The organism is Candidatus Binatus sp. (genome assembly GCF_030646925.1).
GTDB lineage: Bacteria > Desulfobacterota > Binatia > Binatales > Binataceae > Binatus.
Window position 1 is genome coordinate 14,955 of the sequence record NZ_JAUSKL010000014.1, and the last position, 20,911, is coordinate 35,865.

A 20,911-nucleotide genomic window follows, 5' to 3' on the forward strand; every position below is an offset into this window, starting at 1 on the left:
GTATTTTGACTCGCCGAATATCAGCATTCGATCGATAGGCCGAGACTCTCGCCAGTAGTGCGAACTCAGGTTGCGCAAGACGGGTTAGCTACCACAGGTTGCGCTCGCCGGGGTGCGGCGTCGATTTGGTCCAGATCAGTTCTTCTCGATCCAGTTTTCCGGGGACGTCACAACCCCGTGGCGGGCGAAAATCGCGTCTATTTCCTGCATATCCGCGTCGGCAATCGACCAGCCGATCGCGCCGACGTTGTCGTTCACTTCGCTTTCATTGCGGCACCCGACCGGCGCCGTGCTGATCACCGGATTGGACAGCGTCCAGCGCAATGCGAACTGCGGCAGCGATTTGCCGTACCGCATTGCCATCGGCTTCAAATCGACGTCGCCTTTCAACAGCCGCTGCACCACGGTCCGATTCAGAATCTCATTGGTGCCATCGGCCACATTCACGATTCGCAGCGAATGCCATGCATGGTAGAGCCCGAGCAAGTTGGTGAACCCGATCGCGCCCTGCGTCTGAATCGAGCGATCGACCGCGCGAAATCCGGCCTGCACCGAATAGGCCTTGGTCATCGAGAGTTCTTTCACCGCCTGCTGACCCTTGTCGAGCAAGGCGGCGGCATTGAGTCCCATCAGATGGGCCGCGTGCATCTCGGCCACCGATTCGGCCAGCGGAAAGGTCACGCCCTGGTAATCCGAAATCGGCCGGCCGAAGGTCTCGCGCACCTTCGAGTATTCGAGTGCGCGCTCCAGCGCCCATCTGCCGTAACCCACCGCGCGAGCGGAATTGTAGATACGCCCCAGAGATACACCGTACAGGGCCGCATCGAATCCGTGATCGAGCTCGCCGACCAGCTGCCACGGTTCGACCAAGACCTCGTCGAGCCGCAGTTCTGCTTCGTCGCCGCCGATATGGCCAAACAGCCGAACCACTCGTTGGACTTCAAAGCCGTGCGAGTTGGTCGGAACCAGGAACGCGGAGATTCCGCCCTTGCGCGCCGATGCGAGTGAGGGATTCGTGACTGCGAACACGATGCAGTAGTCGGCAATCGGAGCGTTGGTCGTCCAGATCTTCCGCCTGGAGATTTTCCATCCATCTCCGTCCGGAACGGCGCGCGTGGCGAGCGCCGCCGCGTCCGATCCAGCACCCGGTTCCGATAAGCCGAAGCACATGGACGTTTCGCCGGCATTCATGGGCTCGAGGATCCTTTTGCGTGCTTCGTCCGTGATTCGTTCGAGGAGTCGGCTGGGGCCGAATGCCCAATGGCTGATAACGTACAGCATCAGCCAATTTTGCGGACCGCACAGCCGGAACAAATGTTCCCATCCTGCGTAGTACGCCAGATGACCAAGGCCGCCGCCTCCCAATGCTTCGGGCACACACATCGTATAAAAGCCGGCGCGCGAGGCGGCGCACCGCACCTCGCGGATCAGGGCGACGGCTTCATCGGAGAAACGTCCGTCGTCGCGATAGAGCTTGCGTTGATCCTCGAGCAACGCGCGATGTTTCTCGTGACGCGGAAATATCTCGGCGCGCACAAAGGCGGTCAGTCCGTCGCAGGCCTGGCGAATCTCGGGCGGGAGCTCAAAAGCAATTGCACTCATGTGAAGCTCAGCGGGTCCCGTTTACAACGTGGTGATAGGCCAATTTGCGCCTCATTAGCGCCGGTCGATGACGACGCGCTCTTTCGCAATCCACATCGAGGAGTTTTTGAAATCGATGAAATTTGCTTCATCCTCGACCGCGAGCTGTCCAGCGCGTTTAGCCTCCGGCGTTCCTGCAGCCGCCCCTGATTCGGCGCGATCGATCCAGGCTTCCGCATGACCGGTGTACGGCGGAACCTTCGTTCCGCGGGCAGCGCGAAGTTGTTGCTCGATGGGATCCTCGAATCTGTGGACCTGGAAGTATTTCTTCAGATGGGAGCCTCCCGCAAGCCCGCGAATAATCGGCCCGTGATTGGTTCGCCAGTAGAGCTGCGCCTGCTCCAGCGTCTGGTTGAGCGGATGACGTAGCGGAAAGAAAACCTTCACCAGTCCGCTGCTCGGCCGCGCAACGATGTCCTCGGAGGGATTGATTTGCGGATACTCGTAAGCGAGCCAGAGCGGTGAATTCGGCAGGTCGATGAACTTCGCTTCGTCTTCGACCAGCTCTGTCTGACGCGAGGAATAGCGCCATGTCAGCAATGTCAAATGGGCTTCCCGCCCGTTTGATCGGCTGCAGATTGGCAAGCACCTGCTCCATGATTTTTTCACCGCCGGGCGTAGTGCCGTATAGAATCGGCGTGTTAATAGCGCCAGGACAAATGCAGTTTACGCGGATCTTGTCCCGACCCAGCTGGATTGCAGCCGAGCGGGTTATGTTGACTACGGCGGCTTTGGCACCCGAATATGCGTGAATACCGTCATAGCCTTGCAGACCGGCCAGCGATGCGGTCGAAATGATCGATCCGCCGCCGTGTTTGCGCATGATCGGAACCGAGTGTTTGATGCCGAGGAAAACGCCACGGACCAAAACCGCAAAGGTCTTATCCTCAACCGTAATGTTTTCTATAGGTCCAATCGCGCCGCCAAGACCCGCGTTGTTATAGGTGATGTCCAGGCGGCCGAACTCCTTGACCGCGCAATCGATCATCGCCTTGAACCTGCTCCTCAGCGCTGACGTCGGCCTTTTGAAAAACCGCGTTGCCTCCATTTTCCTTGCATTCGCGGAATGCGGCCGGCCGCGCCGGTTCGGGTCGTGAAGAATCGGGCATCTTCATAGCGACGATCGGAAGTGAATACTAGTGAACACGAGAATTGAAGGCCATCCTTGAGATGTTTTGCGTTCCCTACAAATGGTCACGAAGTGGCGCACGCGCGCCCGATACATCAGGGATCGGGTTGCCGGATGGACGGCAGTCTGATGCGAAACTGCGTCTGATCAAGGAAAATACAGGGAATATCTTCCATATCGGCTTTAATTCGAGTTCTGCGCGGGTAGAAACCACCGTCGCTAAAATTCGGAACAGGGAATTAATTCTAGCGAACAGGGAAGTTCCTGACGATATCAGGGAATTAAACGAAGCCATCAGGGTATTGGTCCAAAAGGTACCCCGTTTAGGTCTTCATCCGTGAGATGCACAGCTCTAATTCTCCAGACGGCATTGGCTGGAGGTGGCCTTGATAGTATGCCAGCTCTGCTCACGGCGGCGCGTGGATCACGAACTTCGTCTTCACGTTGCATTGACCCAGTTAGACGCGGGCGCAGTATCTGGTAACCGTGTAGGTCTTGGCCCAAAAACCGCCGAGGCCCGGCTGCTCGGAGTCGATCGGTAGAAGACCATTTCCAAGATTGTTCTCTCGATTAGGCAAAGTTGTGGTAAGGGGAATATACGCGCGCAGCGCATGATGGCTACTGTCTTTCTCTCATGACCATTAACGGTGAAAGGACTTTCAATGAGCAGCAACCGACCAAGTGTGCGCGCGATTCTCGACCGGACTAAGCAAGCCGGCCGGACTTCTCTCCACGCCGCCGAGTGCGCCGAACTCTGCCGCGCCTATGACATATCGATACCGTCCCAGGCGCTGGCATCGTCGGCGAGCCAGGCGGTGAAATTTGCCGGCGAAATTGGATACCCGCTGGCAATGAAGATCGCCTCGCCCGACATTTTGCACAAGACTGAAGCCAACGGAATCATCCTGAACGTGATCGACTCGGCCGAAGTCGAGACTGCATTTCGTCATCTGCTGGCGCGCGCGAAAGCTTACAATGCGGACGCCCGAATCGACGGCGTTCTAATTCAGAAGATGGCTGTTCCGGGTGTCGAATTGATCGTCGGCGCATCGACCGATCCGAGCTTCGGCAAGGTCGTGGCAGTCGGGGTCGGCGGAGTCATGGTCGAGGTGCTGAACGACATCACGTTTCATCTCGCGCCTGTCAGTGTGGACGAGGCGCGCGCGATGGTCGCTGCGATTCGCAGCCAGCAATTTCTGAATGGCGTGCGAGGCGGCCAGGCGGTCAATCGCGAGGCGCTCGCCTCGCTTATTTGCGCCGTGTCGCGGCTGGTCGATGACTTTCCGGAGATAGCAGAAATCGATCTGAATCCCGTATTCGCATCCCCCGATGGAGCAGTGGCCGCTGACGTGCGGATCGTGCTGGACTTCGAGCCTCCACCAGAACGCTTTCGTCCGTCGCGCGACCAAATTCTAATAGCGATGAATCGCATAATGCGGCCCGAGTCGGTAGCGATCATCGGCGCGTCAGCCGAGGACGGCAAAATCGGAAATTCGGTCCTGAAGAACCTGATCAACGGCGGCTACCGGGGTCGTATCGTGCCGATTCACCCGAGCCTCGACTCGGTGCTAGGCCTCAAAGCGTATCGCAGCCTGCTCGACGTTCCGGACCCGGTGGACGTCGCGGTATTCGCGATTCCGGCGCGGCTGGTCGCGCAGGTACTGCACGATTGTGGCGCCCGGAAGGTCGCAGGCGCGGTGTTGATTCCCTCAGGCTTCGCGGAGACCGGCAACGTTGACCTGCAGAACGAAGTGCTCGCGGTCGCGCGCCAGCATGACATTCGACTGATGGGGCCGAACATCTACGGCTTCTACTATACGCCGCAAAATCTGTGCGCCACCTTCTGCACTCCCTACGACGTCAAAGGAAAGGTTGCGCTATCGTCGCAGAGCGGAGGAGTCGGCATGGCAATCCTCGGCTTCAGCCGTTCGACGAAGATGGGTGTTTCCGCAATCGTCGGTCTCGGCAACAAGGCTGACATCGATGAAGACGATTTGCTGACTTTCTTTGAAGAAGACCCCGACACCCAAGTGATCGCCATGCACGTCGAAGACCTGAAGGATGGACGATCTTTTGCCGAAGTGGCGAAAAGAGTGTCGGCGCGCAAGCCGGTTATCATGCTCAAAGCTGGGCGAACTGCCGCCGGTGCGCGCGCGGCCCGCTCTCATACCGCGGCGCTGGCCGGCAATGATCGAATCTACGATGACGTGTTGCGCCATTGCGGAGTGGTGCGCGCATACAGTCTGAACGACATGCTCGAATTCGCACGATGCCTGCCGATGATACCCACGCCGCGCGGCGAGAACGTGCTCATTATTACGGGTGCCGGAGGTTCCGGCGTGCTGCTCGCGGATGCTTGTGTCGAATTTGGATTGAAGCTGATGACGATGCCGCCGGATCTCGATCAGGCGTTTCGCAAATTCATTCCGCCCTTCGGCGCGGCGGGCAATCCAGTCGACATCACCGGTGGAGAACCACCTACGACCTATCAAAATACGATCCAACTGGGCCTGCAGGATTCCCGCGTTCATTCGCTCGTGCTCGGCTACTGGCACACGATCATCACGCCGCCGTTGGTTTTTGCGAAGCTGACGGCTGAAGTCGTGGAGGCGGAGCGGCGCAAGGGCAATCACAAGCCGATCGTTGCTTCGCTGGTCGGCGACGTCGAGGTCGAAGAAGCGTGCGCGTATCTATTCGATCGGCAAATTCCGGCCTATCCCTACACGACCGAGAAACCGGTCGCCGTCCTAGGCGCCAAGTACCGATGGGCGCGTAACAATGGGCTGCTTGCCAACTGACCATCCGCACCACTTGTGGCGGCAGTGACGCGAAGTATCAGATCGATAGGTTGTAGACCCGCCGCACGTTGTCGCCGAGCACGTCGCGCCGCCGCTGCGGATCGCTAATCTTGTTCCCAAACTCCTCGAGCTCCTTGATATAATTTCCGGTGTGATCGGGATGTGGAAAATCGGTCGCCCAGAAGAAGCGATCGCTGCCGCAGAGATCGACCATCGCGGGCAATGATTTTTCGTCGGGATCGGCGGAGACCCAGACGTTGCGGCGAAAGTAGAAACTGGGCTTCTCCTTGAGCGGCACCCCGCGTCCCATCACGCTGTCGTAAACCGCATCCATCCGATCGAGCCAGTACTGCACCCAGCCGGCGCCGACTTCGAGAATCACGATCTTGAGCTTGGGGAACTTGTCGAAGGTACCATACGCCATGAAACTCGCGAGCGCATGGCGAATCGCGTCGGACGCGGTCACGTTGAGGAACCAGGTCTGCTTCCGTACGTATTCTTTGTCGTAGCGGCCCGGCCAGCACCACTGTGGTTCGAGCGAAACGTGGATGCCGAGCGGCACGTCCAGCTCTTGCGCCTTGGCGAAGAGGACATCGTGATCGTTGTGGCCGTGGGGCTTCCGGCTCGTGGTGAACTGCACCACCCATCCGCCTTTGTGGCCGGCCTTAACCGCGCGTTCGAGTTCGGCGGCAGCGGCAACAGGATCGCTCAGCGACAGATGCGCCACGGGAATCAGTCGGCCGCCGCTATCTGCGGACCAGTCGGTGACCCAGCGGTTATACGCCCGGCACATCGCCTGCGAGTATTCGACATCGTCGGTGTCGGTTTCCCAGGTTAGATCGAGGCTGGGATAGATGATTGCGGCGTCCAGTCCCTCTTTGTCGAGTCGGGTGATACGGTCCTTGGCGTCGCACGCCCCCAGCGGGACCTTCTCGCCGTATTTGATCCGGCGATCGAAATTTCCGGAATTGCGAGTGACCTGGCCCATCTGCGCGACGCCGCCGAAGTTTCCGCCCCGATTTACCCGCGACGGCACACCATTGACTTCCAGGTACTCGAGTCCTTCGTCGTCTTCTTTCATCCGGATCGCGTTGGCTCGGTATTTGGCCTCGCAGTATTGCTCCCAGCATTTGGCCGATTCCAGGATGTGGCCGTCGGCGTCCACTGCGCCCGGATATTTCAGCTTGTGGATCTTCTCTTCGGTCTGCGCCATTTTATGTTGCCTCGATTCAATTTGTGAATTTAGGTAATCGGGCCAGCACACGTCCTCTCTTATCAAAGAATTCTCGCGAAGTCGCACTTGACATTGAACCCGAGCAAAGGGATCAAGTAAATTCCGCAGAGGAGGGCAATCAATGGAATTCGGAATTTCGTATCCAGCTCGACCAGACGCGTGGAAAGATCTCGTGGTCGCCGAGGAAAACGGCTTCACGCACGCCTGGTTCTATGACTCGCAGATGCTCTATAGCGACGTCTACGTCTGTATGGCGATGGCGGCGGAACGTACCAAGCGGATCAAGCTCGCGACCGGCGTCGCGATTCCGTCAAATCGCATCGAGCCGGTGACGGCGCATTCAATCGCTACCATCAACCTGCTCGCGCCCGGGCGGACAATTCTTGGCGTCGGCACGGGCTTCACCGGGCGCAACACGATGGGATTGCCGCCGGTGCCGCTAGAACGGCTGCGGTCCTATGTCGAGACGGTGCGTAAACTCCTGCGCGGCGAGGAGGTGCTCTATCGCGAAGGCAAACGTGAGCGCTGGATTCGCTTCCTGCATCAGGACCACGGCTACATCAATTTGAAGGACCCGATTCCCATTCACATCGCTGCTGACGGCGAGAAGGCCTTGGAGCTGGCAGGAGAGATCGGCGACGGATGGATGACCGTGATGGCGGACGCAGCGCGTTTTCGGCACAAGTTCGACGCCGTGAAAAAGGGCGCCGCACGTGCTGGACGATCGGTCGCGAAGTTGCCGACGACGATGCTCACCACCGGATGTGTCTTGCGCGATGGCGAATCGATCACCTCGCCCCGCGTGATCGGACGCGTTGGCCCGGTCGCTATCGTGATGATGCACTCGCTGTGGGAGCAATCCGCGGTCAGTGCCGGTTTGCAGGGGCCGCTGCTCAAGTTGTGGGAACGCTATCGCGACGACTACGTGGCCAACATGAAGACGCCCGCCGATCGACGCTATCTCGAGATACACGAAGGGCACCTCATCTATATGCGGCCGGGCGAAGAAAAGTTCATCGACGAGAATCTCGTGGGGATGACCCTGACCGGGCGCGGCGAGGACATCATAGCGCGACTGAAATCGCTGGAAGCCGAAGGGCTAAAACAGATCGCAATTCAGGTGGTGAACGATGGGCGCGAGATGATCGAGGAATTCGGCCGCGAGGTAATCGCGAAGTACTAGCCATCGCCATGCGTGACTATTTCAGAAAGTCTGCCGTCTTTCCTCCCAATACCCTGGTCCTCAGTGCCGCAACTTCTCAAAAGCCCGATTAAGAAAGTCCGACGAACACACCGATTCGCAGCGAGTCGATTGATCTACGCAGACCTCTCTGTGGATTAAAGTCTGTCGTCTCAGCAGCGCTACAGCTTCGTATAGGAATTTGAGACGATTTCGTAACCGGAAGAGGGATGAACGACGATGAGCAACGATATCCAACCCTTTCGCATCGCGGCGACGGACGCCCAACTCGATGATCTGAAGCTCCGATTGCGTCACACGCGCTGGCCTGAGCGTGAGTGCGTCGATGACTGGTCGCAAGGAATGCCGCTCGCCTACGCGCAAGAGGTCGTCGCGTATTGGCTCGAGAGATACGACTGGCGGGCGCGAGAGGCAGGTCTCAACCGCTTCGCACAGTTCAAGACCACCATTGACGAGCTTGGAATACACTTTATCCACGTTCGTTCGCCACACGCTGACGCGCTCCCGCTGGTGATCACGCACGGATGGCCGGGATCGATAGTCGAGTTCCACAAGGTAATCGAGCCGCTCACCAATCCGACCGCTCATGGTGGCGATGCCGCCGACGCTTTTCACGTCGTCTGCCCTTCGCTTCCTGGTTTCGGATTCTCGGACAAGCCCACGCGCAACGGCTGGAGTGTGCAGCGTATAGCGCGAGCCTGGGCGGAACTGATGCCGCGGCTTGGCTACAAACGCTACGCGGCTCAGGGCGGCGATTGGGGCTCGATGGTTACGACCGCTATCGGAATCCAGGACCCTGGCAACTGCGTCGGCATTCACCTGAATATGCCGATCGCATTGCCCGATCCGGCGACCATGAATGATCTCACCGAAAATGAGAAGTCGGCCATCGCCGGGATGCAGCATTACAACGACTGGGATTCGGGCTACTCGAAACAGCAGAGTACACGGCCGCAAACGGTCGGATACGGGCTCACCGATTCGCCGGCCGGGCAACTTACCTGGATACTGGAAAAGTTCTGGTCGTGGACCGACTGCGACGGCCATCCGGAGAACGTGCTGACGCGCGACGAATTGCTCGACAACGCGATGCTGTACTGGCTGCCTGCAACGGCCGCGTCTTCCGCTCGCCTTTATTGGGAGAGTTTTCGCGTTCCGATGACGGATCCGGTGACAGTGCCGGTGGGATGCTCAATTTTTCCCAAAGAGATATTCCGCACGTCCAGGCGATGGGCCGAGAAGAGATTCGCTAACCTCGTATTCTTCAAGGAGCTCACCAAGGGTGGCCACTTCGCGGCATTCGAGCAGCCCGAGACATTCATCCAAGAGGTGCGCGATTGCTTCAGGCTGATGCGATGATAATCAGCCCGGATGCGCTCACTTCATGGTGGTGACGTCGAGGTTGCTGTTCCGTCCTTCGGTCAGGTACGGGAAGCGCGCGACCGTTGTGCGGACGTTCTTGATCTTGCCGCCGTGGTCGCCCCACTGAACGATTACTTCGGTTCCGATCTTCGAAGCGTCCACGTCGACGCAGCCCATCGATAGCACTTCACGGAAGTAGTAGCTGTAGTTCGTACCGGACGCTATGCCGACTGGCCGGCCCTCTTTCAGGATGTAATCGGCGTGCGCCTGCGGCCACACGTTCGGCGCGTAAGGAAGATCGAGAGTCTTGTATTCCTCGCCGGGACGGAGCAACGAGGCGTAAATGTCGATCACGTCTTCAGGATTCCAGCGCAGCGTGACCACGGTTCGCTTCGGATGGGCAACTTCGGCCTCGAGCGCGGCACGACCGACGAAGTCGTGATCGAACCGGCACATGCGGTGCCAGCCGACCTCGACGGGAGTGCGATAGCGCGCGCGCAAGTTGGCGGGATCGACGCTGCCCGAGATCTTGAAGAACTGGCCGATGAACGCCCTCGCCATTTCATCGGGCATGCCTGGGACGGGAATGAAGGTCCAGGTGATCTGGGGAAAACCGCCTTCGACGTGATTCACCAGATATGTTCCCCAGCCCAACCGCTCGATGCCGAACTCGCTGCCTGCGCGGTATACCGCGTCGTAGATCTTCGGGCCGTCTTCGATGGGACCGTGCAGCTCGTATGCGAGGTTGCCGCTCATGCCGATACGCGCGACCTCGACCTTCGTGCCGTCGATGCGGCTTTGCCGGAAGCGTAGAAAGCCGATGTCCCTGAGGCTCTCGCCCGTCACCTTCTCGAGCGTCTTCAGCGACGTTGGTCCGGCGATCTGGAACAGATAGTCGTTGCGCCTCTGCGCTTCGACCCTATAGGAGGTTCCGGCGAGTCTCTGGAGCGGCCAAGGCGGCGCTGCGAAGAGCTCGAACTCGTCTTCGGCTTTGCGTTCAGTGATGCCGTGGCAACCGATCAGGCCGTCCTCGTTGCACATAACGGCGTGCTTCATGCTGCCGACGGGGAACTTGGCGAAGCTGTTGATGCAGAGGCTCTCGAGAAATCTCTCAGCATCGGGTCCCTTCAGAGAGAGTGGTCCGGTGCCGGACAGACCTGCGTGGATATAGCATCCCGTCTTCCAGGACATGCTCTCGGCCTTCTAGCCGCTGAACTGCCATGCCCGAACCGATGGGACGCCGGCGGATTCGATCGCTTGATAGAGCACGGTCCTTGTAGAAGGGCATTGCCACGGGTGCGGTGAACGTCGAGTCCGTCATGGTTATTCCCCTGCTGAGCGGACCGCCTAGCCAGTGGTTCGCCTTCGCTTCAATGTCGTCGCCGTCGCGCCTCATGATGCCGATTATGCGCGTGGATTCGACGATCGTGCTTCTGGATTCAGCTGACCGATCGTCTAATACAGAGGTCCAACCAATTGCGTCAACAGACGGCGGCAACGTTAGAACGCGGCCTGTGAGTCAATTGGGTGGATTGCCGACGTATTATTCCTCGAGGATGTCGGCGCTACCTAGCGCGAGGAGAAGAGGCTTCTTCTGGAAATGTTACGCGACACCGCTCCGGTCACAAGGGCCGGTCTGCGTGTCCATTTGCTAAAACCGGCTGACATCCGGGCGCAATGACGACTATCTCGGGAAGCGCGACGGGCGTGAACTGCTCCACGTATACCCTCTCCGGTGCGGGAATCGAGTCGCGGTCTGTTATGGTCAATGACTACGGCAAACGCACAAGGAGCAAGGAAATGGCAGGTCGAGTTTCAGGCAAAGTGGCGCTAATCACGGGCGGCGGTTCCGGCATTGGCCGGGCTACCGCGATCGTGTTCGGACGTGAAGGGGCGAAAGTCGCGATCGCCGACTACAATCGCGATGGCGGCGAGCAGACGGTCAAAATGATCAAGGATGCGGGCGGCGAGGCGCTATTCATCGAAGCCAATGTCGCGGTCGCCAGGCAGGTCGAAGCGATGGTCGCCAAGACCGTCGAGACTTACGGGCGGCTCGACTGCGCCTTCAACAACGCCGGCATCGAGGGCGAGATGGGACGCGGCGGATCGAACAACATCGCTGATTGCAGCGAGGAAAATTGGGCGCGGATCATGGCGGTAAACCTGACCGGGGTATTTCTGTGCATGAAGTATGAGATACCGCAGATGCTCAAACACGGCGCCGGCAGTATCGTCAATACTGCATCCGCGGCGGGCCTGATCGGCCTGCCTGGCGGGACAGCATATGTAGCCAGCAAGCATGGCGTGGCAGGGCTCACGAAATCGGCGGCGCTCGAATACGCCAAGTCCGGCATCCGAATCAACGCCGTATGCCCAGGGTTCATCCGCACCGCGATGGTGGAGCGCACGATCGACGGCGGCGCGATTAGCGAAGAGGCGATGATCGCCGCCGAACCCATCGGGCGAATCGGGAAGCCAGAAGAGATCGCCAGCGTCGTGTTGTTTCTGTGCTCCGATGACGCCTCGTTCGTGACAGGACTACCGATGCCGGTGGACGGCGGCTACGTCGCTCAATAGGGACACAGGAAGTCGAGCGAATCTGATTTCCGCCAATCGGATCTGTTGATTGAACGATGCTCGAGATTTTGGTCATTTCGGGAAGCTTGAGCCGGAGTTCATCCAACACCGCATTGCTACGCGCAGCATCCCGCATCGGACGCGAGCTGACCGCAATCGAAGTGTACGAAAGCATGGCCGAGCTTCCTCTGTTCAACGTCGATCTGGACATTGACCCGGCACCTGATGCAGTGACGTATTTCCGCGCTCGCCTATCCAGCAGCGATGGCGTTTTGATTTCGAGTCCCGAGTATGCGCACGGAATTTCGGGCGTGCTGAAGAACGCCCTGGATTGGACGGTTTCGAGCGGAGATTTCTACGAAAAGCCTGTGGCCGTATTCTACGCTTCGCCGCGGGCATCGCTTGCGCAAGCGTCTCTGATCGAAATCCTGAAGACCATGGGGGCAAGGATTGTGGAAGGTCGGGCTCGGGTATGGAGTTGCTCGAAGGGGTTTTAGGCCCGCCGCGAGAGCCTTCGGGCAATTAAAGTTTTTGAAATTTGACGTCTTCCGTGGACAACGGTTGACGGTGAGAAGCCGGTCGAGGATGCAATACGGCGCTATCCCGGACGCGTCCACGGCGTGATCTTCACTCCGCAGTCGAAGCTGACGGTCGCGAGTCTCGGCAAAGCGCGGTTCGAGGATCGCCGAGTTCGCATTCCGGCCGGCGACTTGGCTCTCCGCGGAGATCTGCACAAGCCCAAGAAGGTGGTTGGACCGACCGGAATCCCGCGACTCATCGCGGAGAGCGACGGCGCCGGCCACGCAGACCGCTTCTGGGCGGCGATGCTCGGTATCGCCGCCGCCGATCCGGGCAAGTATCCCGAACCCGAAATTTTCATACCCAACGACGATAACGACTACGGGTAGTAGACGACGCCCCAAGGCAAACGCGTCGATGCGGATCCTGCCGTTAATGGCCGTTCCGGTCGAACGAATGGATTGGATCGGAGATGAGGAGGGAGGAGACGATGAGGAACAGCCGATCACGGATACATCGAAACCAGAGTGTCGCCGACATTGAGCGCGACCAAATCAAGGTAAGTTACCTGCCGATTGCTCAACTCGAACTCAACCCTCGAAACCCACGCTTTCATAGTCCGCGTCAGATTCGTCAGATCGCGCGCAGTATCGAAGCTTTCGGCTTCAACGTGCCTGTGCTCATCGATTCGAAGCGCGAGGTAATCGCGGGCCATGGTCGCGTCCTGGCTTGCAAGCTCCTGGGCCGGACTGAAGTACCGACTATCAGTCTGCAGCACCTGAGCGAGGCTCAGGCCAAAGCCTTCATGATCGCCGACAATCGGCTGACAGAGAATTCCGTTTGGGATGATCGATTGCTCGCCGAACAGCTAAAGGAGTTGTCGGTTCTCGATTTGGACTTCAGCCTGGAAGCGACCGGCTTTGAGATGGGCGAGATCGATCTGCGGATCGAAGGACTCGATTCCCCGAATGAAGCTGACGAAGCCGATGACTTGTCGGAGCTACCCGCCGGGCCGCCGGTAACCCGCGTCGGGGACCTGTGGTTGCTCGGCGAGCACCGGGTCTTTTGCGGGAGTGCGCTCGATGCCCAAGCCTATGCTGCGCTCATGGGTGCCGAACGCGCCGACCTCGTATTCACCGACCCGCCATATAACGTCCTGATCGCTGGAAACGTGAGCGGACTCGGTGCCGTCCGCCACCGCGAGTTTGAGATGGCGTCGGGCGAGATGAGCGAGGCCGAGTTCACCAATTTCCTGACGCATGCGCTTTCGCTTCTCGCCAGGTATTCGGCGCGCGGTTCGCTGCACTTCGTCTGCATGGACTGGCGGCACATTACTCCACTATATCCGATCGAGTTGAAAACTCCGCATTTTCCCGCAACCTGCTAGGAGTCGATTGACAGCTGCGATCGGGGCGATTGGAAGGCGAAGAGTAACGGCTAAATCACGGCAAGAGAAGGCGAGACCTAGACGGTCCGGCAAGTGGCAATCGCCCACGAACCCGGCAATCACGCGGACATAGCTAGTTCCGTGGAGAACCCACTGATCTACTGCTCATGGCCAAGAGCACAGTCAATTCGAATTCTTCGGCGACTTTGGCACTGCGCCGCGAATTTAGCCGAATCTGGGTGGGTACCGTCGTTCGAAATCCGCCGCGCAAGGACTGGCTGCGCGCCGCGAAACGAGCGATGTGTGTCTCTATCCGCTAAGGAGGGGACAGATATGAACCAGGGAATTTTCGGCGGCGAAACCGCACAGGTCTCAAACCAAATCGCGGCCCTGTTCGATCTGAGGGTAAGCGAACTAAAAGACCGATGGCGATCCGTTTACGGCACGGAACCTCCTCCGCGCAGCAGTCGGAAATTGCTCATTTCTGCAATTGCATACCGTATGCAGGAGCGAGCGTTTGGTGGTCTCAAGCCGTCCGTCCGCCGCCTGCTCGAACGTGTGTCTAACGAGGCGAGCGACCACCGAATTTCGCGCACCCCGACAGTTACAAGAGCCTCTACCGGCACGGTTCTGATCCGCGATTGGCAGGGCAAGAGTCACCACGTCACGGTGCTCGACCGAGGAGTTCTGTATCGCAAAAAGAACTACCGTTCGCTTTCACAAGTTGCCCGCGTCATCACCGGCTGCAGGTGGTCGGGACCTCTCTTTTTCGGTTTGAGAGGTCGCTCGAAGGAGGGGACTCATGGAACGCGCTAAATCTCCTGTTCAACAATGCGCGGTGTATACCCGGAAATCTTCCGAGGAGGGTCTCGAGCAGGATTTCAATTCGCTGCAGGCTCAGCGCGAAGCCTGTGAAGCTTTCATCAAGAGTCAGGCGGGCGAGGGATGGCGTCTGGTCAAGACCGCATACGATGACGGCGGAATTTCTGGCGGCACTATGGAGCGCCCGGCTTTGCAGCACCTGTTGTCCGATATCGACGAAGGCAGAATCGACGTAGTAGTTGTGTACAAGGTAGATCGGCTAACCCGCTCGCTGACGGACTTCGCCAAAATGGTCGAGATCTTCGATGCTCACCACGTTTCGTTCGTCTCGATCACCCAGCAGTTCAATACGACCACGTCGATGGGGCGTCTCACACTGAATGTCCTGCTCTCGTTTGCGCAATTTGAGCGAGAGGTAACTGGCGAGCGGATCCGCGACAAGATTGCGGCCTCGAAGAAGAAGGGGATGTGGATGGGAGGCTTCTGCTCTCTCGGCTACGACGTCCGCGACCGGCGGCTGGTGGTCAATCAAGTAGAATCGAAGCTCGTCGGGAACATCTATAAACGGTACCTCGAACTGGGCAGTGTCCGTCTTCTGAAACACGATCTGGATCGGCGCGGTATCGTTTCGAAGATTCGCGTATCGAAGAGCGGCTCAAGTTCGGGAGGCAGATCTTTCTCGCGCGGTGCGCTCTACGAGCTGCTTGCGAACCCGATCTACATCGGCGAGATTCGCCACAAAAAGGTTCGTCACCCTGGGCAACACGAGGCCATCGTGGATCGACAGACCTGGGAGAAGGTGCAGAGGCGCCTCCGCGACCAAACTGCGCGAGACGGCACGCCGCAGATCAAGGCTGCTGGTAACGTCTTAACCGGCAGGTTGTTCGATGAGAAAGGCAAACCGCTGTATTCGACAGGAGCGAAGGGCCGGCACGGTGGCCGTTACCGGTATTATGTTTCTCGCGAGCTGGTCAGAGGCGGACGGTCCTCGGTAGGAAAAGAGAAGAGTTGGCGATTGGCTGCACCGGAGCTGGAACAAAGCGTTGTAGTTTCGGTTTGCCGCATCCTCAACGACCATGCAGCCATCGCGACCACGCTGCAGGAGGCCGGCGTATCTTCAACCGAGATTGATTCTGTCCTCAAAGCAACCGAAGCCAAGAGCGTGTGGCTGGAGTCAGGCCCTCAGGCGGCTTCCACCGTCGCTGAACTCGTTAAGCGAGTGGATCTTAGAAAAAACGGCATTGAAATATCGATGAATCTCGAACCGTTGCTCCCACCCGAATCAATGGTCAGACGAGCGCCACTGTTGACGTTCAGCCGATTCGTGCCGCTCCAGATGAAGCGGCGCGGAGTCGCGATGCGGCTGGTGATTGGCGGCGGTGTCTCGACCCGGAAGACCGATCCGACCCTCCTCAAAGCGGTCGCACGCGCACACAAGTGGTTCAACGAGCTGGCATCGGGTCGGGCCGCGTTCACTCGCGAGATAGCAGCGCGAGAAGGGGTGAACGAACGCTTCGTACGGCGTCTCATCCCCCTGGCGTTTCTTTCGCCGACGATTGTTCAGGCCATCGCTTATGGTCGCCATCCGGCAGATTTAACTGGTGAGGCGCTCAGTCGCGGCATTAATATCCCGGTCGAGTGGGACAAGCAGCGCGTGGCGCTGGCTTTCGAGTGAGCGGCATCGCGGTTACTTTGTCAGGCGTTCAAGAGAGAACGCGCGCGAGGCTGCGATCGGCAAAAAAAGGCTACGGCTGGCAAGCCTCAAATTCGGCTCTGGCACACCTCATCCGCCGGGAGGATGGGCTTTAGTTAGTATTGGTGCACGGATTCGAGATCTGCACAATTCGACTATGCTGGTTGCCTGGCAGACAGCAGGGAGGCACTGAATATGTCGTCCCGCCTGAAACGGCCGGTACGAACTCATCTGGATAAAGCCCGTGCTGCGGCGATCAGCGCGGTCGAAGTTTACAATAGGCCGGGCTCAGCCTTTCGGACGCCTCACTACCTTGTCCTTATGACGATAGCGTGGACAGCTCTTTTTCATGCGATCTTTTACAAAAACGGACAGAGACCTTGGCACCGCAAGAAGGCTGGCAAATCTTTCAGATACGTTCAGATCGACGGCGAATTCAAGCACTGGGAACTCGAGGAGTGCAGCAATCAATTCTGGCAAGATAAGAATCCACCCGAACGATCGCGGACTGGTTCTATGGCGATCGCACGGGAAGACTGGCCGATCCGTTCGGGCACTTGTGGATCGTATCGACCCATGTCGAGGACGTGTCGCCCGAAGAGATGAAGCGCCGCATGGAAGCGTTCGCACAGGAGCAGGCATCGTCGGCGTCTGCGCCGCAACCGGTGCGCGAACTCGAAACGCGGCCCGAGGGCTTCCACAGCATCACGCCTTATCTCCAGGTCGAAGGCGCCGGAGGGCTGATCGGGTTTCTCAAGAACGCGTTTGGCGCCGAGGAGATCTTCCGTGTGCCGCGTGGCGATCAGATCGCGCACGCGCAGCTTCAGATTGAAGGTTCGATGATCGAAGTGGCGGACGCGATCGACAAGTACAAGCCGAATCCAACGGCGATTTGGCTGTTCGTGCCCGACGCGGACGCGATGTATGCGCGCGCGCTCAAGGCGGGCGCCACATCGCTGCACGAACCGACCGACCAGGATTACGGCGATCGCGAGGCGAGCGTCAAAGACCCGTTCGGGAATCATTGGTACATCGCGACCCATCGCAAGGACGCCGAGCCGCTGCCCGAGGGCATGCATAACATCACGCCGTATCTGCATCCTATTGGCGCGCCAAAGGTGATCGATTTTCTGAAGAGCGCGTTCGGCGCCGAGGAAGTCTTCCGCGCGCAAGACGACGCCGGCACGGTGCATCATGCGAAGATTCGGATTGGCGATTCGATTGTTGCGATGGGCGAGGCGCACGGACCGTATCAGCCGATGCCGCCCGCGCTTCATCTGTATGTCCCCGACACCGACCTGACCTACCAGCGCGCACTGGACGCCGGCGCTATCTCGATCGATGAGCCGGTCGACCAGGGATACGGCGATCGCTACGCGGGCGTGAAGGATCCGTTCGGCAACGTATGGTACATCGCAACCCACAAGCAGACCGCCGCAGCGAACGTCAAGATGGAACAAGCCGAGGTCGCGCCTCATCAGCGCCACGGATCGATCATGCCGTTCATGTATTTCGAAGATGCGGCTGGCGCGGCGGAATTATATAAGAGGATTTTCGGCGCGACGGAGACAGAGCGCATCACACAGCCCGACGGCAAGGTCAGTCACGTCCATATCGAGATCGGCGACACGCACCTTATGTTGCGCGACGCGAACACGCCCGACCTCGCGGAGTATCGAGCAAAAGGTTATGCGACCACTCCGCGCGCGCTCGGCGGGACACCGCTGCATCTCTACGTTTACGTCGCCGATGCGGACGCCGCGTTTAGCCGCGCACTCGCCGAAGGATCGAAGATTGTCGATACCATGGAGGATAAGGACTGGGGCGATCGATGCGGCGGGGTGCAGGATCGGTTCGGCCACATCTGGTACATCGCAACTCCGCTCAAGGCCGACGGATAACGAATGAGTCTGAACGGACAACGAAGGAGATAACTATGGCAACCAACGTCAGCCCGATCCCGCCAAACGAAAGCCGCGTGGCGCCGTATCTCAGCGTCAGTAACGCGGTCGAGATGATCGGCTTCTACAAGCAGGTCTTCGGCGCGACCGAGACTCTTCGACTTGACATGCCCGACGGTCGAATCGGTCACGCGCAAATGACGATCGGCACCGGCACCATCATGCTCGCCGACGAATTCCCCGAGATGGGATTCCTCTCGCCGAAATCGATCGGCGACGCGCGCTCTCCGGTCTCGATTCACGTTTACGTCGAGGACGTCGATGCGGTCTACAAAACTGCGCTCGCGGCAGGCGCGACTTCGCTGCGTGAGCCGGCCAACCAGTTCTATGGCGACCGCAACGCGCAAGTGAAGGATCCATCGGGACATGTGTGGGACATCTCGACGCACATCGAGGACGTAACGCCCGACGAGATGAAAAAGCGGATGGCTGCGCTTGGCGACCATTGAGGTCCAGGATGGAAACCCAACAGAATTCCAATCAACTTCAGCACCGTCGCCGCTCGCCCTGTATCAGATGGCGATCGGCCACTTTATCTCCCGCGCTATTGCGCTGATTGTGAAGTTGAATATCGCCGACCTGCTCGCCGACGGTACGCGCCATTTCAGCGACCTTGCGAAGGCGTCCGAATCGCACGCACCATTCCTCAATCGCGCGATGCACTTGCTGGCCAGTGTGGGCGTTTTCGAGGAACGCGACGACGGTATGTTCCGACTGACCGCGTTCGGAGAATATCTGCGCAGAGGGTGCCAGGCTCGATGCGCGCGTCGATCCTGCTGGTCGACGGCGTCGGCATTCAGGATTCGTGGAAGGATCTTGAATACTGCGCTCGGACTGGCGAGCCGGCGTTTCGTCGCACCTATCCGGAGGCGAATCCCTTCACGCTTATCGAGAGCGACCCCGAACAGGCCAAGGTCTTTGACGACGCGATGGCGACTTTTGCGCCGGTCACTGCCGCAGCGATCGCCGCCTCGTATGACTTCTCGGCGTTCGGCAAAATCGTCGACGTCGACGGTGGCAGCGGTTCGCTGCTTCGAGTTTCGGCATATCGTTGATGACGATGTAGGGCTGATATGGGTGCAGAGCCAGATAGTTTTGATGGTAGTTTTCGGCTGGATAGAAGGCGATGAGCGGAACTACTTTGGTTACGATTGGTTTGGAAAATGAATGTTTCCGATCGAACTGCGCAATATAGTCATTTGCCATCTTCTTTTGATCGTCGTTCTCATAGAAGATCGAGGACTGATATTGAGTTCCTGAATCCGGCCCCTGTCGATTCAGCTCGGTCGGATCGTGAGCGACGAAAAAGAACACCTTCAACAGTTCGTCGTATGAGACCTTGGACGGATCATAGGTAACCTGCACCGACTCGGCATGTCCGGTCGTTTCGGTGCTATGCGCCGGAGGTGCCAATGATGTACAGACTGTTTCTGCTGGGCTCGCTTATCCATGCAGATAGGCATTCTGTGAACCGAAGGCGTTAATGCACGTCGATAAGACGTTAGATGTCAGCAACTGTCCGAATTTCATGCTTCGAGGAGGAAAACCGTGACGCTGCTCAGGATGTATGCGATTACTGCGATCGTACTGGCTCTCAAGATGTCGGCAATTTCGGTTGCGCAGGGGCGCGCCCGCGTCGCCGCTGGCATATTCGTTAACCCCGAAGACGCGAGGTTGTTCCAGGCCAATCAGGCGCCCGAAGAGGCTCCGGCGGTTCAGCGTGCGGCAAGAGCGTGGCTCAACGATCTCGAGAATATCCCGATATTCCTGATTCTCTGCTGGATTTACGTGGCAGCCGGTCTCTCCCCAACCGCATTTGTCGTTTACTGCGTCGTCTTCATGGTAGCGCGAATCGCTCACACTATTTGCTATCTCAACTCAATTCAGCCATTGCGTACAATCGTTTTTACCGTGGGCGCGCTCGACACTTTGGCGCTCATGGTCCATCTCGTCATCGAGATCGTGCTCGCTTAGGATTTCTCGGGCGTCGCACGGCCGGCGGAGTACGTATCGCGGCGGTTCAGATCGCGCGTGCCGCCGGTGATTGGGACGGTTTCCAGCGACGATAAGGCGGAAATCGTGCGAAGTTTCGGCGCGAACGAGATCATCAACAATGCGTCGCACGATTTCTCCGCCGAGGCGACGTGCATCACTAAGAACCGTGGCTCTCTTTCCTCGATTCTGCTTGGTTCGCGAGCTCCGGCACCACAAGCAAATTGGGCCGTGACCGGATCTTGTCCGTATCGATCTCGACCCGGCCGCTGGCGGCAAGTGCTAAGCGGTAGTCGCTTCCTCATTTCAGCAGCCGAACGTTATCTTGCCCCAACATGCCGGATGATAGTAGTTGCCGCCGTTCCTCCGCCCACTCCCTATTGAAAAGGAGTGGAGCCCCGCAGACGGCGCAACGAGTATCGCCGAAGCGCTTTGCTTCCCGTTTCAGCTCCCGCTGATTGTACTCCTCGAGCCAGGGCTTGACCTCGTCAGGCGTTGCCTCCACGGACTCCGCGATCGCCTCGACCGAAAGCCCTTCCTTGTTCATCGTCCAGGCCTTCTCGTGTCGATAGATCGTTAAGACAGTCAACGCCCG

Annotated in this window: 20 protein-coding genes and 3 pseudogenes; 15 read left to right on the forward strand and 8 right to left on the reverse strand. The window is 58.6% G+C overall.

The genetic code is table 11. The annotated features are described in order from the left end of the window. Positions 1-135: 135 nt before the first annotated feature. From Q7S58_RS01550 to Q7S58_RS21940, 3 genes and pseudogenes are all read right to left on the reverse strand, one after another. Positions 136-1,602, reverse strand: a complete 1,467-nt coding sequence (locus Q7S58_RS01550; protein ID WP_304820095.1) for an acyl-CoA dehydrogenase family protein — start codon at positions 1,600-1,602, stop codon at positions 136-138. A gap of 54 nt (positions 1,603-1,656) precedes the next feature. After that, positions 1,657-2,187 (reverse strand): EthD domain-containing protein, encoded by a 531-nt coding sequence (locus Q7S58_RS01555; RefSeq protein ID WP_304820096.1) that lies wholly within the window; start codon positions 2,185-2,187, stop codon positions 1,657-1,659. Positions 2,188-2,203: 16 nt separating this feature from the next. After that, positions 2,204-2,689 (reverse strand): annotated as a pseudogene (locus tag Q7S58_RS21940) (SDR family NAD(P)-dependent oxidoreductase); the annotation flags it as partial. Positions 2,690-2,793: 104 nt separating this feature from the next. Here Q7S58_RS21940 and Q7S58_RS01560 point away from each other — a divergent pair. Continuing rightward, the gene (locus Q7S58_RS01560) at positions 2,794-3,111 is read left to right on the forward strand and encodes a hypothetical protein (RefSeq protein WP_304820097.1); all 318 of its coding nucleotides are present in this window, start codon (positions 2,794-2,796) and stop codon (positions 3,109-3,111) included. 321 nt (positions 3,112-3,432) lie between these two features. Beyond that, positions 3,433-5,568 carry an acetate--CoA ligase family protein gene (locus tag Q7S58_RS01565; protein ID WP_304820099.1) on the forward strand — a complete coding sequence of 712 codons (2,136 nt, stop codon included), beginning with the start codon at positions 3,433-3,435 and terminating at the stop codon, positions 5,566-5,568. Positions 5,569-5,605: 37 nt separating this feature from the next. On the opposite strand, the gene Q7S58_RS01570 is transcribed toward Q7S58_RS01565, so the two are convergent. Next, positions 5,606-6,781 carry an amidohydrolase family protein gene (locus tag Q7S58_RS01570; protein ID WP_304820101.1) on the reverse strand — a complete coding sequence of 392 codons (1,176 nt, stop codon included), beginning with the start codon at positions 6,779-6,781 and terminating at the stop codon, positions 5,606-5,608. A 142-nt stretch (positions 6,782-6,923) separates the two neighbouring features. Between Q7S58_RS01570 and Q7S58_RS01575 the strand changes: the two genes are divergently transcribed. Together Q7S58_RS01575 and Q7S58_RS01580 are read left to right on the forward strand one after the other, a co-directional pair. Beyond that, the gene (locus Q7S58_RS01575) at positions 6,924-7,985 is read left to right on the forward strand and encodes an LLM class flavin-dependent oxidoreductase (RefSeq protein ID WP_304820103.1); all 1,062 of its coding nucleotides are present in this window, start codon (positions 6,924-6,926) and stop codon (positions 7,983-7,985) included. Positions 7,986-8,222: 237 nt separating this feature from the next. Then, the gene (locus Q7S58_RS01580; protein ID WP_304820104.1) at positions 8,223-9,362 is read left to right on the forward strand and encodes an epoxide hydrolase family protein; all 1,140 of its coding nucleotides are present in this window, start codon (positions 8,223-8,225) and stop codon (positions 9,360-9,362) included. Between the two features lie 18 nt (positions 9,363-9,380). On the opposite strand, the gene Q7S58_RS01585 is transcribed toward Q7S58_RS01580, so the two are convergent. Next, positions 9,381-10,556 carry a hypothetical protein gene (locus Q7S58_RS01585; RefSeq protein WP_304820106.1) on the reverse strand — a complete coding sequence of 392 codons (1,176 nt, stop codon included), beginning with the start codon at positions 10,554-10,556 and terminating at the stop codon, positions 9,381-9,383. Positions 10,557-11,165: 609 nt separating this feature from the next. On the opposite strand from Q7S58_RS01585, the gene Q7S58_RS01590 reads away from it, so the two are divergent. The 10 genes and pseudogenes from Q7S58_RS01590 (at position 11,166) to Q7S58_RS01630 (ending at position 19,379) form a co-directional block, all read left to right on the forward strand. Continuing rightward, complete coding sequence (locus tag Q7S58_RS01590) at positions 11,166-11,942, forward strand: SDR family oxidoreductase (RefSeq protein WP_304820108.1); 777 nt, start codon at positions 11,166-11,168, stop codon at positions 11,940-11,942. A 56-nt stretch (positions 11,943-11,998) separates the two neighbouring features. Beyond that, positions 11,999-12,439: an NADPH-dependent FMN reductase gene (locus tag Q7S58_RS01595; protein WP_304820110.1), complete on the forward strand. Its 441-nt coding sequence runs from the start codon at positions 11,999-12,001 to the stop codon at positions 12,437-12,439. Between the two features lie 81 nt (positions 12,440-12,520). Continuing rightward, positions 12,521-12,850: pseudogene (locus Q7S58_RS01600) on the forward strand (hypothetical protein); the annotation flags it as partial. 101 nt (positions 12,851-12,951) lie between these two features. Beyond that, positions 12,952-13,848 carry a ParB N-terminal domain-containing protein gene (locus Q7S58_RS01605; RefSeq protein ID WP_304820112.1) on the forward strand — a complete coding sequence of 299 codons (897 nt, stop codon included), beginning with the start codon at positions 12,952-12,954 and terminating at the stop codon, positions 13,846-13,848. 333 nt (positions 13,849-14,181) lie between these two features. Continuing rightward, on the forward strand, positions 14,182-14,664 hold the full coding sequence (locus Q7S58_RS01610) for a DUF2924 domain-containing protein (protein WP_304820114.1): 483 nt from the start codon (positions 14,182-14,184) through the stop codon (positions 14,662-14,664). Further along, positions 14,651-16,345 carry a recombinase family protein gene (locus Q7S58_RS01615; protein WP_304820116.1) on the forward strand — a complete coding sequence of 565 codons (1,695 nt, stop codon included), beginning with the start codon at positions 14,651-14,653 and terminating at the stop codon, positions 16,343-16,345. The genes Q7S58_RS01610 and Q7S58_RS01615 overlap by 14 nt, the downstream gene beginning before the upstream one ends. A gap of 213 nt (positions 16,346-16,558) precedes the next feature. Then, the gene (locus tag Q7S58_RS21945; protein WP_370655433.1) at positions 16,559-16,969 is read left to right on the forward strand and encodes a DUF3644 domain-containing protein; all 411 of its coding nucleotides are present in this window, start codon (positions 16,559-16,561) and stop codon (positions 16,967-16,969) included. An 8-nt stretch (positions 16,970-16,977) separates the two neighbouring features. Continuing rightward, positions 16,978-18,264, forward strand: a complete 1,287-nt coding sequence (locus tag Q7S58_RS01620; RefSeq protein ID WP_304820118.1) for a VOC family protein — start codon at positions 16,978-16,980, stop codon at positions 18,262-18,264. A 35-nt stretch (positions 18,265-18,299) separates the two neighbouring features. Beyond that, complete coding sequence (locus Q7S58_RS01625; RefSeq protein WP_304820120.1) at positions 18,300-18,773, forward strand: glyoxalase/bleomycin resistance/extradiol dioxygenase family protein; 474 nt, start codon at positions 18,300-18,302, stop codon at positions 18,771-18,773. Positions 18,774-19,082: 309 nt separating this feature from the next. Further along, positions 19,083-19,379 carry a methyltransferase gene (locus tag Q7S58_RS01630; RefSeq protein ID WP_304820122.1) on the forward strand — a complete coding sequence of 99 codons (297 nt, stop codon included), beginning with the start codon at positions 19,083-19,085 and terminating at the stop codon, positions 19,377-19,379. Here the strand turns inward: Q7S58_RS01630 and msrA are convergent. Beyond that, positions 19,273-19,719 (reverse strand): annotated as a pseudogene (gene msrA, locus Q7S58_RS21950) (peptide-methionine (S)-S-oxide reductase MsrA); the annotation flags it as partial. The gene Q7S58_RS01630 and the pseudogene msrA sit on opposite strands and share 107 nt — an antisense overlap. 153 nt (positions 19,720-19,872) lie before the next feature. Here msrA and Q7S58_RS01635 point away from each other — a divergent pair. Beyond that, entirely contained in the window at positions 19,873-20,298 is a 426-nt protein-coding gene (locus tag Q7S58_RS01635) for an MAPEG family protein (protein WP_304820124.1), read from the forward strand. On the opposite strand, the gene Q7S58_RS01640 is transcribed toward Q7S58_RS01635, so the two are convergent. Together Q7S58_RS01640 and Q7S58_RS01645 are read right to left on the reverse strand one after the other, a co-directional pair. Beyond that, positions 20,295-20,474 (reverse strand): hypothetical protein, encoded by a 180-nt coding sequence (locus Q7S58_RS01640; protein ID WP_304820125.1) that lies wholly within the window; start codon positions 20,472-20,474, stop codon positions 20,295-20,297. The genes Q7S58_RS01635 and Q7S58_RS01640 overlap by 4 nt on opposite strands. A gap of 143 nt (positions 20,475-20,617) precedes the next feature. Next, the gene (locus Q7S58_RS01645) at positions 20,618-20,863 is read right to left on the reverse strand and encodes a hypothetical protein (protein WP_304820127.1); all 246 of its coding nucleotides are present in this window, start codon (positions 20,861-20,863) and stop codon (positions 20,618-20,620) included. Positions 20,864-20,911 lie beyond the last annotated feature (48 nt).